General features: G+C 59.6%; 21 protein-coding genes. 19 read left to right on the top strand and 2 right to left on the bottom strand.

All coding sequences use genetic code 11. From position 1 onward, the window contains the following. Window positions 1–39: 39 nt before the first annotated feature. Window positions 40–735, bottom strand: a complete 696-nt coding sequence (locus tag QE408_RS15320) for a hypothetical protein (RefSeq protein ID WP_306932600.1) — start codon at window positions 733–735, stop codon at window positions 40–42. Between the two features lie 157 nt (window positions 736–892). After that, a complete protein-coding gene (locus QE408_RS15315; RefSeq protein WP_306932598.1) occupies window positions 893–1,141 on the bottom strand; it encodes a hypothetical protein in 249 nt (82 codons plus the stop codon). 63 nt (window positions 1,142–1,204) lie between these two features. On the opposite strand from QE408_RS15315, the gene QE408_RS15310 reads away from it, so the two are divergent. The 19 genes from QE408_RS15310 to QE408_RS15220 all read left to right on the top strand — a co-directional run bounded on the left by QE408_RS15310 (window position 1,205) and on the right by QE408_RS15220 (window position 14,844). Further along, entirely contained in the window at window positions 1,205–1,609 is a 405-nt protein-coding gene (locus tag QE408_RS15310; protein WP_306932597.1) for a hypothetical protein, read from the top strand. Beyond that, a complete protein-coding gene (locus QE408_RS15305; protein ID WP_306932595.1) occupies window positions 1,606–1,785 on the top strand; it encodes a hypothetical protein in 180 nt (59 codons plus the stop codon). Before QE408_RS15310 ends, QE408_RS15305 begins: the two co-directional genes overlap by 4 nt. Then, window positions 1,782–2,051, top strand: coding sequence for a hypothetical protein (locus QE408_RS15300; protein ID WP_306932593.1), 270 nt, complete (start codon window positions 1,782–1,784; stop codon window positions 2,049–2,051). Before QE408_RS15305 ends, QE408_RS15300 begins: the two co-directional genes overlap by 4 nt. Next, window positions 2,048–2,476 carry a hypothetical protein gene (locus QE408_RS15295; RefSeq protein ID WP_306932591.1) on the top strand — a complete coding sequence of 143 codons (429 nt, stop codon included), beginning with the start codon at window positions 2,048–2,050 and terminating at the stop codon, window positions 2,474–2,476. The genes QE408_RS15300 and QE408_RS15295 overlap by 4 nt, the downstream gene beginning before the upstream one ends. Then, window positions 2,473–2,841 carry a DUF7736 domain-containing protein gene (locus tag QE408_RS15290; protein ID WP_306932589.1) on the top strand — a complete coding sequence of 123 codons (369 nt, stop codon included), beginning with the start codon at window positions 2,473–2,475 and terminating at the stop codon, window positions 2,839–2,841. Before QE408_RS15295 ends, QE408_RS15290 begins: the two co-directional genes overlap by 4 nt. 72 nt (window positions 2,842–2,913) lie before the next feature. Beyond that, entirely contained in the window at window positions 2,914–3,159 is a 246-nt protein-coding gene (locus QE408_RS15285) for a hypothetical protein (RefSeq protein ID WP_306932587.1), read from the top strand. Beyond that, window positions 3,156–3,422, top strand: a complete 267-nt coding sequence (locus QE408_RS15280) for a hypothetical protein (protein ID WP_306932585.1) — start codon at window positions 3,156–3,158, stop codon at window positions 3,420–3,422. The genes QE408_RS15285 and QE408_RS15280 overlap by 4 nt, the downstream gene beginning before the upstream one ends. A 1-nt stretch (window position 3,423) precedes the next feature. Beyond that, window positions 3,424–3,654, top strand: a complete 231-nt coding sequence (locus QE408_RS15275; RefSeq protein WP_306932583.1) for a hypothetical protein — start codon at window positions 3,424–3,426, stop codon at window positions 3,652–3,654. Continuing rightward, the gene (locus QE408_RS15270) at window positions 3,651–4,727 is read left to right on the top strand and encodes a DUF7146 domain-containing protein (protein ID WP_306932581.1); all 1,077 of its coding nucleotides are present in this window, start codon (window positions 3,651–3,653) and stop codon (window positions 4,725–4,727) included. The genes QE408_RS15275 and QE408_RS15270 overlap by 4 nt, the downstream gene beginning before the upstream one ends. After that, the gene (locus QE408_RS15265; RefSeq protein ID WP_306932579.1) at window positions 4,718–4,906 is read left to right on the top strand and encodes a hypothetical protein; all 189 of its coding nucleotides are present in this window, start codon (window positions 4,718–4,720) and stop codon (window positions 4,904–4,906) included. The genes QE408_RS15270 and QE408_RS15265 overlap by 10 nt, the downstream gene beginning before the upstream one ends. Then, window positions 4,903–5,313 carry a hypothetical protein gene (locus tag QE408_RS15260; protein ID WP_306932576.1) on the top strand — a complete coding sequence of 137 codons (411 nt, stop codon included), beginning with the start codon at window positions 4,903–4,905 and terminating at the stop codon, window positions 5,311–5,313. The genes QE408_RS15265 and QE408_RS15260 overlap by 4 nt, the downstream gene beginning before the upstream one ends. Next, window positions 5,310–6,377, top strand: coding sequence for a hypothetical protein (locus tag QE408_RS15255; RefSeq protein ID WP_306932574.1), 1,068 nt, complete (start codon window positions 5,310–5,312; stop codon window positions 6,375–6,377). The genes QE408_RS15260 and QE408_RS15255 overlap by 4 nt, the downstream gene beginning before the upstream one ends. A 72-nt stretch (window positions 6,378–6,449) precedes the next feature. Beyond that, window positions 6,450–8,300 carry a hypothetical protein gene (locus QE408_RS15250; protein WP_306932572.1) on the top strand — a complete coding sequence of 617 codons (1,851 nt, stop codon included), beginning with the start codon at window positions 6,450–6,452 and terminating at the stop codon, window positions 8,298–8,300. Between the two features lie 404 nt (window positions 8,301–8,704). After that, complete coding sequence (locus QE408_RS15245) at window positions 8,705–9,298, top strand: hypothetical protein (RefSeq protein ID WP_306932570.1); 594 nt, start codon at window positions 8,705–8,707, stop codon at window positions 9,296–9,298. A gap of 514 nt (window positions 9,299–9,812) precedes the next feature. Continuing rightward, window positions 9,813–11,486 (top strand): hypothetical protein, encoded by a 1,674-nt coding sequence (locus QE408_RS15240; protein ID WP_306932568.1) that lies wholly within the window; start codon window positions 9,813–9,815, stop codon window positions 11,484–11,486. Further along, on the top strand, window positions 11,483–11,962 hold the full coding sequence (locus tag QE408_RS15235; RefSeq protein ID WP_306932566.1) for a hypothetical protein: 480 nt from the start codon (window positions 11,483–11,485) through the stop codon (window positions 11,960–11,962). The genes QE408_RS15240 and QE408_RS15235 overlap by 4 nt, the downstream gene beginning before the upstream one ends. A gap of 114 nt (window positions 11,963–12,076) precedes the next feature. Continuing rightward, on the top strand, window positions 12,077–13,615 hold the full coding sequence (locus QE408_RS15230; RefSeq protein ID WP_306932565.1) for a portal protein: 1,539 nt from the start codon (window positions 12,077–12,079) through the stop codon (window positions 13,613–13,615). Further along, window positions 13,615–13,980, top strand: coding sequence for a hypothetical protein (locus tag QE408_RS15225; protein ID WP_306932563.1), 366 nt, complete (start codon window positions 13,615–13,617; stop codon window positions 13,978–13,980). The genes QE408_RS15230 and QE408_RS15225 overlap by 1 nt, the downstream gene beginning before the upstream one ends. A gap of 12 nt (window positions 13,981–13,992) precedes the next feature. Further along, window positions 13,993–14,844, top strand: a complete 852-nt coding sequence (locus QE408_RS15220; protein WP_306932561.1) for a hypothetical protein — start codon at window positions 13,993–13,995, stop codon at window positions 14,842–14,844. Window positions 14,845–14,934 lie beyond the last annotated feature (90 nt).

The following is a 14,934-nucleotide window of genomic DNA, read 5'->3' as shown; positions in this document are numbered from 1 at the left end:
TCTACCTTCAAGCACGCGCTACTTCTTAAAACGAGTATACTAACCAACGCCCGGCAAGATATCGACCAGGGCCACAGTGCACTGAAGCTCGCTCCTAACGTTGTGGATTTCGCACCCCAGGGTCACTACCACAGCAGACCATTGATTGGCGGGCGTGATCAGGCTCGAAAAATCCTCGATGTCATCTTCAAACTTAAGTTCAAACCGAGCGGCGTTAGGAGCGGACTGCCGATTGGTCCAGCCGGTGATGGCGACGGCGATCCCAAGATAGCCGTCATCATGCAGTTCAACCGGATTGCGAAGTCTCTCCACATCGTCCGAATGAAATTGTACCTCCCTAGGCTTGGGAAAATCGATCGTGGACGAGCTGAAGGTAAGTGTCCTGATCACTGCACGTTGTCTGTTCCAATTAAGAAATTCAAATTGGCCGCGCCTGTTCGCCATGGCGGTGCGCGCCAGCTCCAACGTCGGCGGCGCATCGCCCAGCATGAATGCAGTTTGCTTTCGCTGTTCTGCCAGCTGACCAAAAACAAGATATGCGCCAATTGCGGCGGCGACGAAACCAACCCATCCTGCAGTAGCCGAGAGCCAGTCCTGCAAAGTACAACGGTCGCTCTCACAAATGTAGCTTTGAAGGCTGTCACTCGGACCATTGATGAACGCAGCAAGCAAAACCACGCTTGCCAGCACCAGGAAAGACAGCACCGGAATGTAAAACTGGTTGTGGTCCTTCACTGCCTGCCCCCTGCGAATGACAATATTGACCTATCAAGCGAGCTTCCCATGGAGGCCTCGCGATGACCCATTCGTTTCTTGCTATCGTCCCGCCAAATGCCGCCACTGGCAGCGATGAGATCATTGAACTTGCGCGAAAAGCAGCGGCTGAAAACGCTCAGGCGCTTCCCTGTGCCGGCTCCGACAGGACGTCAGCCGTCGCCAGCATTTCAGCCACGTGCTTGTCTACCGCCGTCACCAAGCGCTCAAAGTGCGCGCTGTCCGGATTGATCCACTTCCCATATGCCTGGGTCGCGTTTTGCCGACTGATGGGAATGCCGGCCATAGACAGGGTCATCACCGCTTTGTTCGCCATCGTCGCAGCGGCGACGGTTTCGACATACCAGGCAATTTCTTCTTCCGTCACGGCAACAACCCTTCGAGCCAAAGCACTCTTTTGCCGTGAGTCTCGCAACGGAGGCAAGCAATGATGGAACACCTGTTCAAGCGGGTCGCCAGACTTTTTTTGGGTGCCGCGCCCGTTGTCGATGCCCCCCATTCGGAGCCGGCGAAAAAGCCCCTGCCCGAGATCCTGTTTTACCCGGTGCTTTTTGCCAATGGCCGCGACGACGACAGCGAGGCGCTGAAGGCATTCTATGAAAACAGGCCTTACGTCTTCCAGGGCAAGCTGTTCGAGCCGACGCGCGACGAACGCGTTCTCGAGGGATTGCACCTTCGCATTTCAGCCGACGCCATCGTTTTCATCAAGGATGGCAGGGTCAAAGATTACTTGGGCGACACGCGCGGGAAGGCACTGACCGTTAGCGTCAGCCACGGCCTGCATAGATGTGTCACTCGCTGCTCTATCCATCTAAGCGCGAAGGTGATGGCATGACCAGGCGCGCAATCAAAGGTGCCTACCTGGACGCCGACCAGGCGGAGGCCTGCCTTGAGCTTTGGGCTTCCCGCAAGTTCGACACCCACGACATTCATCGAATCTTGCGTGTTCCGGAACATGCCGTGTGCCGTCTTATCCAGGCGGCGCGCGACCTGGCGAGGATGCAGCGATGAGCCAATACACCGCCATTGCCTACAACTGCGACCGGTCGATGAACCTGGAACAGAACGCCGTCAACCTCCAGGGCATGATCGACAAGATCAATGCCGAGGTGGCGGCCGACGGCTGGCGTGGCGTGCGGGTGGCCTATTTCTATCCCTACCAGGACAGCATTTGCCTGCAGGTGGAGCCAGGCGTTTCCGCCCTCACTCTCGATTACCTGCGCAGCGTCGGGGTGATCCACCCGATCCCGGACGGCGCAGAAAGAATCTCCGCATGAAAAAGCTTTCACAAAAGAAGATCGAGGCTTTGCGCAACAGCGTTCCTGAAAAAGAGAGCGATACCAGAAAAGTAGTTCTGCGACTTCGTTGGGAAGCCGCGCCGGACAATTTTTCGTTTTCCGGGAAAAACTGGCTTTGCCACTACGAGCTTGTGATCCCGCTGCAGCGATGGGACCGCCGGCGGGAAGATGAAGACGGGGTTCCGCACCGCGACGAGCTTGTTGTCCCGCTCAACTCGCCATGTGTTCGGGCCGCCGACCGGGAGCCTTGCCGCCTGGATGATGGCACCTACTGGTTCGACACGCCATACCGCGACGGGGCGCATGCCTATTGGGACGCGAAATTACTTGGGGATCCAGAGGTGCTGTGCATCGCCATCGATGGAACCATTATCCGCAAGACAGACGAGGCAGAGCAATTATGACAGAACTGAAAGAATTTCCGACCCTGATCGTCGGGTCCGTTTATTGCGGTCTTTCGCTCACTCACACCACCTTCAGCGAACTTCACGAATGCGTTCAGTGGCTTTGCGGTCATCCGGTTTGGACGCACGAATTCGCGCATCCGGAGATCCAGAAGGTCTACAAGTCCGCAGCCATCGCGCAGTTTCCGCTCCTCCCTTCCCGCGAAGATGTCGAGACCGACATCATGGCCGCGAAAGCGAAACTCCTTCTCACCTACGGCGAGACCGTCCAGGTCGAGCACGGCGCGACAGAGCGTCAGAAGACGCCGATGGAGACGCTGCGAGATCTGCGGCCCGACGCCGAAGTGGTCATTGTCAACACCTGAAGAACTACCGCGCCGGATTTGTCCGTTGTTCCGGCGCGGCCGAATGCCACATAAAATTATGAGATCCCGTGAATGCAACGGACACCATACCGGCCCAAACAGGACGCCGCGCTTTCCCGCATCGAGGAGAGGCGCGTCAAATTGGGCATTTCCTTCCAGGAGCTCGCGCTCGCGGCAGACATACCGCTTTCGACCCTTCGTCGATTGCGCAAGTGCGGCCGCGCGTCGGACGCGCAGATCACGGCCTTGCGCTTTGCCATCCGAACGATCGAGCGCCGGCGCCGAGAAACCAAAACAATGTTTGGTGGCGAGGCATGAAGGAAAACAAGGCCGCCCGCATCGCTCTGAAGGCCATCCGGTTTGCGCTGTTTCATGCAGCGATCAAGCCCGCCGATCGGAGATCCGTCGAGATCTATCTCCTGGTGACGACATGCGGCGTCAACCAGGCGATCGCGGCCGACGTCTGCGGCTGCACCAAGCAGAATGTCAGCAAACTTTTGAAATCGGTCGAGGACCGGCGCGACCAGGCGGAGTTCGACCGCGCGCTGTCCGCCCTCGAGGCCGTTATAGTGGGGGAGTGAAATGCCGGTGAGCACAACAGGCACAGCGATCGACTTCGAAAGAATGCTGAAAGAGCAATTCCAGCGTAGATTGCGCGAGATCTCCCAGGAGGAAATCGAGGCCGCCAACAAGCGCGTTGCCGATCGGGTGAAAGGCGAGCTCGATAAAATCGCCCTATCAGTTCTTCAGCAGTACGACATTCAGGCCCGCGAGGGCAGCCTCATCATCACCGTGAAAAAGGCGGCGCTATGAGCCGCTTTTCCGTCGCCAAGGAAAAGGTGATCGACGATCTGGAAAACATCGTCGAGCAGTTGTTGCGCGCTAGTCGCAAACACAAGCGTCAAAGCCTCTGGAACGTGATCAATCCCTATCGCGCCAAGGCGAAACCCGATCAGATGGTCGTTTGGCTGCAGGGCGCACGGCGTGGCGCCTGGCGGGACTTCGTTTCCGGCGACGCCGGCGACGCGATCGATCTCGTCGCCTATGCCCTCACCGGCGATGTGAACCCGGATAGCCGAATGGCGGCCGTTGAATGGGTCGAGGATCGCTATGGCCTGAAGGATATGAGCCCCGAGCGGCGCAAGCAGATCGAGGCCGAGGCGAAGACCAGGCGCGCAGCTGCAGAGGCCCGCGACCGAGATCGGCGCGAAAAATCGATCGCTCGAGCTCGTAAATTCTTCTTCAGCTGTGGTGCGATCAAGAACACGGCCGGCGAGGCCTATCTTGCGTCGCGCGGCATTCCTCTGTCGCAGATCTCCGGACTGGGACGATCCCTGCGGTTCCGCCAGGACTGCGAATACTGGATGGAGGAAGGCCGGCCGAGGATCCCGGCGATGATTGCCGCCCTCGTCGATGTGACCGGCCGGATCGGCGCGTGCCATTACACGTTCCTGCAGCCGGACGGATCGGGCAAGGCCTCGGTCGATAAAGCCAAGCTTATGTTTCCCGAGACATCGGAGCTCGTCATCCGCCTGACCAATGGCGAGAGCGAGCTTTCCGCCGAGGAAGCCGCCGCCAATGGCGTGATCGGCATTTGCGCGCTGACCGAAGGCATCGAGGACGGACTTTCCGTCGCGCTCACCAATCCGGAACTGCGTGTGTGGGCCGCTGGCAGTCTGCCAGGCCTGCGCACCGTGCCCGACCATCCGTCAGTCAGCGCATGGGTGGTGTTCAAGGACAACGACTGGGGCAAGCCCCAGGCCCAGGAACAATTCGACCTGGCGATCGCCAGGCTCAAGAGCTTCAGGAAGCCGGTGGAGGTGATTTCCATGCCGGCCGAGTGGGGGAAAGACGTCAACGACGCAATAAGGAGCGGATGGAAATGATCGAAAATCCTACCCCGTTTTTTTGCTTGGAAGTGAGGGAGGTAGATCCCGGCACAGTCATCACCGACGAACGCACAGGCCTAAAGGCCACGGTCGAAGACAACACGTTCGTCACCAAAGGCAACGTCATCTTCTGCACTCAGAAGACTTTCGACGCACTCAAGGAGAAAATTCAATGAGCTACGAGGCATGGGGAGAGCCGGACGACAGCCCGTTCGAAGCAGCTATGGAGGCGGGGTGGCTTAATCCAGACGATCTATCGAAAGCCGTCGTCGATGTGATGAACGAGCGCGATCGTCAGTGGAACGAAGAGGGTTTCACCGCCGAGACCGACGATAAATATCCAGCCGGGCGCTTAGCGCGTTTCGCGCAAGTCTACCTATTCGGCGTGTGGCTGCGCGGCGAAGGAAAGTCAGCGGCCGATATCAAACGCGAAACGCGTTCGATTTGGCCGGGCTCGAAAGATCTATGCAAACCGAAGAACGATCGCGCCGACCTGGTGCGAGCGGCGGCGCTCATCATCGCAGAGATCGAAGGCCTGGATCGCGCTTCAGAAAAAGCTCAACAGCAAGGAGAGAAAGCATGACGGATCTACTATTGATCGACCCGATCGACTTCGCCGGCGCGATCGGCCACACATCAGCCAACCAGCTTTTCGCCATCCTCGAGGGCAACCCGCCCGAGGACGAAAACTGGCTTGGCGGCATGCTAGACAGGACCGAAACCGACGTCTATCGCCTGGCGGACTATGTGCGCAGCACAGAGGCGAACGGCGAGCGGCTGTGGCGATATGCAAGGATCGAGGGCATGTCGCAGTCGTGGAGCCAAGCCGAGGCGATCGATTTCACGGATCTCAAATCCTCCCGCCGACTTGCTTTCAACCTCTTCGCATCCACTGCCCTGCTCGCCTTCCAGCAGATCCAGGCCGCGCAGCTGCAGGAGCTTGAGCCTGCAGAGGCACCCGAGCAGCCCGGCCTGAAGCTCGCCGACAGCATTTTCGAACCGCACGGAAGCTTGGCCGACCAGGAGGACTTCCAGGCGCAATGGCTTGAGGATCAGCAGGCGGCCGACAAGCGCGCGCTCGAGGAGGCCGAGGCGAAAGACGCTGAAGCCGACCAGGTCGCGATCTCGGCTGGTACGCCGATCGACGACACAGACACCAGCAACAAGCCGCCGGCGCTTTCCGTCGGGCAACAGGAGAAGAATGCCGATGAAAAAAGCACTGCAGACCAGGGACAGGAAGCGCGCGGCCAGGCTGAACCGGATCCGTCGGCACAGGGCGATGTTTCTGACATGGCTGATGACGACGACCAGGCAGGAGTTCCAGACGCCGCTGCAGCAGCGCCGGCAGGTTCTGCAGAACTGGAGCAGGCGCCACCACAGCCGGAAGGCGAAGCAGGTGGCGAGGGCGATGAAGGTGTGACCGATGGAGAAGCCACAGCGAGCGCCACGTCAGCCGATACCGGGAACGGTGCGGAAGATATCGCCGTGGGCGGAGATCAGTCTCGGGCTTCTTCCGAACAATCCACGGACCAGAAAAGCGCTGAAGGATCTAGCGGAGCAACTGGGGAAGGCAGCGGGGTACCAACCGAGGGCGCCAAAACTCCCGTGAAGCCCAAAAGTTCCAGAAAGAGCAAATCAACAAACTGAAATTGGGCGCTCATTTGTCAACCGGGAGGCAGGTTTTGACCTGCTTTTCGGTGACTGGGGAAAATATTTTTGATGGCTGATGAAAAGAACGACGGCGCGCGCAAAGTGGGCGGATTGATCGGCGGGGCGATCAGCAAGGTCAAGCACCAGCTGAAGGCGAAGGACGCCGCCTATCCGGAGCGAGGGAAATCGCTTGATGGCGTCTTGCCCGGCAAGTGGCTTGAGGATGGTCTATTCGATGACACGGGGCACCTGCCCTATAACTGCCCGATCCGGCCGCTTGGCTATGACGGGGAGCATTATTATTTCGTCGACACGATGGGGCAGGTTTTCAACACCGGCGATAGCTCCATGGGTGTCGAACGCCTGCAGAAGCTTTTTGCAGGACATGAGGCATGGCTCGACTGGGCCTTTCCGTCCTTCGATGCCAAGGGGCGCGTGACTGGCTGGAAAGGTGAAATGGTCCGCCGCGCGCTTTATGCCGCCTGCAGGGAACGCGGCGCCTGGTCTTCGGCCGACATGGTGCGCGGCCGTGGCGCCTGGCGTGACAGCAAGGGCGGCTTGATCCTGCATTGCGGCGATAGCCTGTGGATCAACGGTGAGACGTTCGAAACCGGCGAGTATGACGATCATCTGTATGTGCGCCGGCCGCGTGCCATGGTGCCATGGCATGAGCCGATCACGGCCGCAAACAATCCGGCCGTGAAGGTCGTCGAGATCCTGCGCACCTGGAACATGGACCGTAAGGAGGTCGATCCGATCATCGTCCTGGGCGCGATCGGCGTCGCCATGTTGGGCGGCGCCCTTGAATGGCGACCGTCAATGATGATCGTCGGCGACGCCGGCGTGGGCAAGTCAGAGCTCAACGGCAAGAACGGCGTGCTGAAGACCATTCTTGGCCGCATGATGGTGTCCACGACCAACGCGACCGAGGCGGGTCTCTATCAGCTGGTCGGGCATGACAGCGTGCCGATCGCGATCGACGAGCTCGAGGGCGACGACGGGATCGACCAGGCGCAGAAGGTGATCAAGATGGCGCGCGATGCTGCGTCCGGATCCGTGCGTATTCGCGGCGGCCAGAACCATAAAGGCGTCGAGTTCCAGGCGCAGTCCACGTTCTTCTTTTCCGGCATCAACCCGCCGCCCCTGCCCCCGGCTTCCATGACCAGGCTCGCAATCATCCAGCTTATGCCGCTGGATCCAGGCAGCAACAAAGCGCCTGTCTTGCCTGAAGCTGACACCGTCGGCCCCCGGCTCTTGCGCCGGCTGGCGGATAGCTGGAAAGATCTGCAGTACAAGCTGGACGATTACGCCAACATATTGCGCGAGCACGGCCACGACAGCCGAGGCCAGAAGACATTCGGCACGTTTCTGGCAGTCGCTCACACCATGCTAGGCGACGAAGGCTTGAAAGCGCTTGGTCTACCTCATGAGGATCTGTCGCCCTGGGGCAAGTGGCTCGCGGCGGATCTCGTGCCGGAGCTCGAGGGACGTGCGCCGACCTGGGAGCAGGTGCTTATCAGCATCCAAACCTCTGTCATCGAGAACTATTCCGGCGGAGCTCGTCGCACCGTCGCCCAGGAAGTCGAGCGGATCAAGAACGGCGAGAGCATCAACGAAGTGCGCGATCGGCTGTCACTGATCGATATCGGCCTTGTCGAGGATCCGGATCATTCTAAGAATTACTGCCTGGCGATACCCAACCAGAGCCGCGTGCTCGCCAAGGCGCTCGCCGGCACGCCTTTCTCCAACGGGCAGCAAGGATCCTGGAGCTTCGCGTTCAAGCGTGGCGACCCGCGTGTGGTCCGGCAAAAGCTCGAGCTAAAGCCCGGCCATTTCGATAATCGCGTCACCGTCGCCGGCCGCCAAGCGCGCTGCAGCTTCATTTCTCTCTACGAGTATACGAGGTGGTTAAGTAAATGACCCCTGCAACCATTGGCGGCAGAGGCCCGCCATTCCGCGTCCATTTTCAGGGCAAAACCCGCACCCCGACCCTCCGGTATGCTCGAAACGGCGTGGTTGACGGTTTTTGCCTTGCTGTACCGTATCCCTAGGCGTGTGTCGTCTCGCCGCAAACTGTCTAACTGTCTAATGAGTGTCTAACGCGCAGCGAAACACAACCATCTGATTTCATTATGATAATCAGGATCATTAGACAGTTAGACAGTTAGACAGCAAAACTCCTCATAATGTGCGCAAGTGAGCGTGTGTATACGAGGCATAACGCTGTCTATCTGTCTAACTGTCTAAATATATATCTAACCATATGTTTTATATGGATAATTTTATTAGACAGAGGTTAGACACTTGCAAGACAGCGGAAGCTCATGAGCTCGAATAATAAATTCGACGATAATGGTTCAGAGGGACAGGATTGGCGTGCCGAGGCCGCCGGCGCGCTGGCCGATCACGACCCGAAGAAGGCGGCGAAGCGCGGCCGTGGCCGCCCGGCCGGCGCGCGGAACCGCAAAACGCAGGACTTCGCCGCCTGGTACGAGGCCCAGGGCTATAAGGATCCGCTGCAGATGCAGGCGGAGTTCATGAGCGCGGATCCGGTGGGCATTCAGGCCTTCTTTTGCGAGCATGAGCGGACGCTGAAGGCGATCGGCAAGAAGACCGGCAAGGCGGTGCCGTCCCTGGGCGAGATTGTGAAAGAGCAGCTGGCCTGTGCGCGTGACCTGGCGCCATACCTGCACGGCAAGGCGCCGGTGCGCGTGGTGGTCGAGGATGAACGATTGCCGATCCTGGTCATCAACTCCGGCACCAACCAGATTGCCCAGGCGCAGAGCGTGGCGGCCCAACGCGGCCTGTCCGTCGGCCGTCCGCTGGTCGATGTCACCCCCAATGAAATCAATAACTTAGCGGGTGGCGCGGGCGAAAGTCCCACGGCTCAAAGTCCCACGATGAAGAAAGCGAATTGATATCAATGCGTTACGGTTTCCGTTGGCTGATAGGATATCAGTTGCCTTGGCCGGATCTCGAGGGGGACCGGCACCATTTAGACGGTCGGCCTGGGCGCCGCTCGCCAGGCCGCGTCCGGTATGCCCCCCCTGCATGGCTGGCAGCGGCGCCCGGCCGGGGGGCCTTCCCCCGAAGCGGGGGGCACCCCACCCCCTGGGGGGGAGCGCCCGCGCACCGATCCCATTTTTCGCAATGGGCCTCAAGCCGGTTTCAGGGGGCGATTTGGAGCGCTTGCGCCGCGTTTGATCTCCTCCGCCTTGGGGTCGGGGTCCGGGTCGGCGTCGTCACCGCGCCTCTCCCTGCCCTCCTGGGGGTCGGGGGTAATTTTCTATCTCGTCTTGGGGAGTGGATTGGCAAGCGGGCGGCCTCAACCCGCAAACCTGCCGGTTTGCAGCTTTCAGCCGACTTGCTTAGGGGCCGGCGCGCATGCGCTATGCGCGCGCCGGCAGCTGGGGCAACCGTCGGAGCCAACCAATGAGCCAGCACATTTCCGATATCATCACGCGCGACGACGTCCGGACCTTTTCTGACGCCGAAATGCGCAAGAAGATCGCGGATCTCGACTATGTCGGCGATTTCGATCCCTTCAATTACACGCCGCCTGGTCCTGTCGGTGAGGGCTTCCTCAACTCCTCCTATCTGACGACCTTCGTCATGGGCCCGCTTGGTGGCGGCAAGACCACCCTATGCGCGTTCAGACGCATCATGGCGGCCACCCTGGCGCCGGTGGCGTGGCATCCGGAAGACAAGAAGCCCACCCGCATGTGTCGGTGGGTGGTGCTGCGCGACACGTTCCGATCGGCGGAAAAGACGGTTCTGGAAAGCTGGAAGCAATGGTTTCCCAAGGGCTTTCCTGGCTCCAAATGGGCCGGCGGCAATGATAGGCCTGTGACCCATACACTGCGCTTCATGGGCACCGACGGCGTTCGGATCGAGATCGTCACCGAATTTGCCGGCCTTGGCGAAAACTCCATCGAAACGCTGATGAAGGGCCGCGAATATTCCGGCGCCTGGTTGAACGAGGCGGACACCCACGCAGACGGGGCGCTTGATGACCTCGAGCAGCGCGTCGGCCGTTATCCATCGGCTAATATCTTGCTCACGGTTGCGGAGCTCGAGAAGCTTGGCCGCGAGCTCGGGCGCACGATCTATTCCGGCCAGCGTCAACGCCAGGTCATCGGCGATCTAAACGCGCCGACCGTTGATAACTGGGTCTATAAGAAGTTCATCAAGGAGCCGACTGAGGATCGCCACCTATTTCGCCAGCCGTCCGGCCGGTCTGCCCAAGCGGAAAACCGCTTCAACCTGGATCCGGACTATTACGATCGCATCGTGCGCAACCAGGAAGACCATTTCATCAAGCGCATGGTGGACAACGAGTTTGGATATTCACGGCATGGCAAGCCGGTGTTCGAAAAGTTCAACCGAGATATTCACGTCGCGCGATCGCGGATCTACTTCGAGCCAAAGCTTACCCTAGGCATCGGCATCGATATTTCGATGAACACCCTGAACCCGGCTGCAGTTTTCGGCCAGATCAAGGGATCAAGGATCTGCGCCATCGACGAGCTTTATCTCGATCATGGCGTCGGCGCCGCACGCTTCGGCGAAGGCCTCGAGCGAAAGATCCGGGAGGATTACGGCGGCGCCACCAAGATCCGGATCTGGTGTGACCCGGCGGCCGAGTATGGCGCCGACAAGGAAGGCGGCCAGCTGACATCGATGGAAACGATCGCCATGATTTTGAGCCTGCCGATCCTCATTCCGGGCAATGGCTCGAATGAATTGGGCATGCGCCTGGATGCGGTGAAAACGGAACTCCGCGGCTATCACGAACCGCAAAGCGAACTCCTGATATGCCCGGAAAAGTGCCCTCTCCTCCTCGAGGGCTTTGACGGGAAGTATCGTTACAAACGCCGCAAGGAACATGCTTCAACCGAATTTGAAGAGCAGCCGGAAAAAACGCACCCTTGGGCCGACGTCCAGGACGCGCTGCAATATCTGATCATAGGTTTCCGAGGACGGGCCGGCATTATCCGGGCAGCTTCTGACAAAGAGCGTGACGCCGGCCGATCACGTGCGCCGGGATCTTCTCGCTCCCCGTGGGGTCGGGGGGGCTTTGATCCGCATAAGGCGGGCTTGCAATGAGCTACCGGCTAGATAGCCCCGCAACACTCTTCGACGTGGCGGAGCTCTGTGGCGCCACCACCCGCATTCACTGGGCAGTTGCGCGCGAGATGTGGCGCACTGGCGAAACCTTCGCCATGCGCGATGACGACAAACTGTTGGGTGTTTTCGGTCTCTATCCGATCGAGGAGGGTGCCGAGGCCTGGTTCGATATTCGCCCTGAAGGCGCTCCCTTCATGCTTCGGCTGATCCGGGACATACGGTTGACCTTAGCTTCCCGCTCTTACCCTGAAATCGTGGTGATCTGCCACACAGAGGCCGGGCGTCGCATTGCGGCGGCATCCGGCTTCCAGCTTTTCAGCGAAGGGGATCTGACTTATGGGCGGTATGTTAGGCGGGGGCAGCAAGGCGAGCAAACAAGCGCAGGAACTGCAGAAGCAGGAAGCGGCGGCGCAGCAGCGCCGGACGCTTGCGGATCTCGCGCGTCAACAGGCTGAAGTTGACCAGGCGTCGGCAGGACGGACCGGACGCAAGACCGGCAGTCGAATGCTGACATACATGAACGAAACCTATCTGTCGGGCTCTGGAAACGACAAGTTCGGTAGCGCCTGATGTTCGAAGTCTCGAAGCTGAAGGCACGTCGCGGCCACGCGAAAAAGGAGCGCGACGCAATTCAGCCGCTCCTGGACGAAGCGTATCAATACGCAATCCCGTTTCGAAAATCGACGCGCAACACAGGCCAGGGCGAAAAGCGTGTTGACCAGGTGTTCGATCACACGGCGATCGACAGCGCTTTCCGGTTCGCGGGGAAGGTTCAGCAGGATTTCTGGCCGGCCGGCCAAGAGAATTTCGAGATCGAGCCTGGGCCGCTCGTCATGGACATGTCCGAGCGAGAAGAATTTGCAAAACAGCTGGCGCCGGTAAGCAAAGTTGCTGGGGCGTTCTTTGAGGATGGCGACTGGGACATGGCTTTTCATGAGATGGCCTTGGACCTATCCGCTGGCACCGGCGCGATCCTCATGAACCCGACCGACGACCCGGAACTTTTGTGGGAGCCAATCTCCGTTCCGATCGAGGAATTGCTGATCGAGCAAGGCCCGAACAACAAAATTGCCGCCGTCTTCTGGGACCGCAAGATGACGGTTCGCGTGCTGTTCGACACCTGGCAGGAAGGCAGGTTCGGCAAGGAACTTTCGGAACTTCACCGCGAGAAGCCGGAGGCGGAGCTCGAGGTCTACGTCGATACGGTCTATGACCGGAAACATCGGCGCTGGCATATGCTGGTTTGGTGCAACAAGCAGGACACCATTCTGTTTTCCAGCCAGTCGCGAACCAACCCCTGGCTCATTCCCCGCTACTTCCGCGTTCCTGGCGAAACTTACGGTCGCGGCCCTGTCATGCTCGCCATGCCGACGATCAAGACGCTCAACACCACGGCTCGCCTACAGCTGCAGGCCGCCGCGATCGCGATGCTCGGGATCTATACGGCAGTTGATGATGGTGTCTTTAATCCGGACCTCGCCACACTCTCACCCGGTGCAATCTGGAAGGTGGCGCGCAACGGCGGCCCTAGCGGCCCCTCCCTCAATCGCTTTCCGGATCCGCGTCTAGATCTCGGAAATCTCGTGATCAACGACATGCGCCTGAGCGTTAAGGCGACGATGATGGATCAGTCATTGCCCCCCGACGGCGCCGCGGTGAAATCGGCAACAGAGATCCTGGAGCGCGTGAAGCGCTTGGCGTCCGATCACCTAGGCGCCTATGGCCGGCTGATCAAGGAAGTCACGATCCCCGCAGTCAAGCGAGTGATGGAGCTCGCTTATAATCGCGGTTTGATCGCGGCAGAAATTCCGATCGACCAGTTGATCACGAAGGTCCGGATCAAGTCGCCCTTGTCTATCGCCCGAGAGGCGCAGCGCATCGAGAAAATCATCCAGTGGCTTCAGATGGTGCTGATGATCCTTCAGGACCGCGCAGGCCGTGTTGCCCGCCTGGAAGATGCGCTTTCAGATATCGGGCGGCAACTGGGCGTGCCGGCGGAATACATCGTCACGAAGGACCAGCGGAAGAAGCTGGACGACGAGGAAGAACAACAGATGCAGGCGACGGCCGCCCTTCAGGCTGCAGCTGCGACAGCCGGAGCAACATAATGATCCCCCAATCGATGCAAGACATCATCACTTCCGCGTCGAAAGGCGGATGGGAGTGGTTCGAAGGCGCCAAGCCTGAAGTGAAAACTGCGATGGAAATCCAGCGGGCCAAAAACGCCGAGGATCAAAAGTCGATTTCGCGGGCCTGGGCGCGCTTCGCCAGAAGCGCGGACGGGAAAAAGGCGCTTGAGCAGCTTTTCGATTCGACTTTGAGGCGGACAGTGTTCTTCGCCTCTCTTGGCCTGGACCCGATGTCCATGGCCGTTTTCGGTGCATTTCGCGAGGGACAGAATGCCCTGGCACACGAGATTGCCCGCCAGATCGGCCTGGGCAATTCCGAGGCAACCAAGCCTCGTGACATCTAAGGAAGGCGTGACATGTTTGAAATTTATGCGCGGCGCTGGCAGCGCCTTTTGAGTGCTGAAGGCGGCGGCGGTGGTGGCGGCAGCACCGAAGGCGGCGGCGACAACGGCGGCTGGAAAGCTCCCGACGGTCTGCCCCCCGAATTCGCCGGCGCCAATGCCGATGAAACGCTCGGCAAGTTGCTTGGCGGCTATTCCGACCTCAAACCACGCTTTGATGGCATGCGCGAGAAGCTGTCGAAAATGCCGGCGGCGCCGGAAAAGCCGGACATGTACAGCTTCGAGCCGGCCGACAACCTGAAGCCCTACTTTGGCGACCTGTCACAGGACAAGTATTTCGACGCAGCGAAGACCGCCGCCCATAAGCACGGCCTTAGCCAGGAACAGTTTGCCGGCTTTGTGTCCGACATCTACTCTCCGCTTGTCGAGCAGGGCCTCATTGCCGCACCGTTTGATCCTGCGGGGGAACTGAAAACCTTCTCCACGGCCACGGGCCTCGACACCAAAGGCACACACGAAACGCTTTCCGCCAACGAGGCTTTTGCAAACGGTCTCGTTGCGCAGCTGAAGGACGTTCCGGACAGTCTGAAGAACGACGTCAACGCGCTCCTGGTCGGCATGACCGACACGGCGGCCGGCAATGTGTTGCTTCGGGCTCTTTCCGGCCGCCTGGCTGACAACGGTATCCGGATCAGCGGGCAAGGCGGCCAACAGGGTCAGCTATCGGCCGATGATCTGAAGAAACTCGATTCCGATCCGCGCATCGATCCGCGTAACCGCGACCATAAAGATCCGGCGCAACGGTTCGACGAAACACTCCGCAAGCAATACGACGAGGCCTATGCCCGTCTGCATCCGAACCGGTAAAAGTTGACCGGACGCCCGCCCGCTTATCGTCAAGATCAGCACAGGGCGGACCTGCGAGCCTCGCGGCCTCTCCGGCATTGACCGGACCCG

The organism is Agrobacterium larrymoorei, assembly GCF_030819275.1.
Classification (GTDB): domain Bacteria; phylum Pseudomonadota; class Alphaproteobacteria; order Rhizobiales; family Rhizobiaceae; genus Agrobacterium; species Agrobacterium larrymoorei_B.
This window is presented reverse-complemented; position numbering and strand designations above follow the sequence as displayed.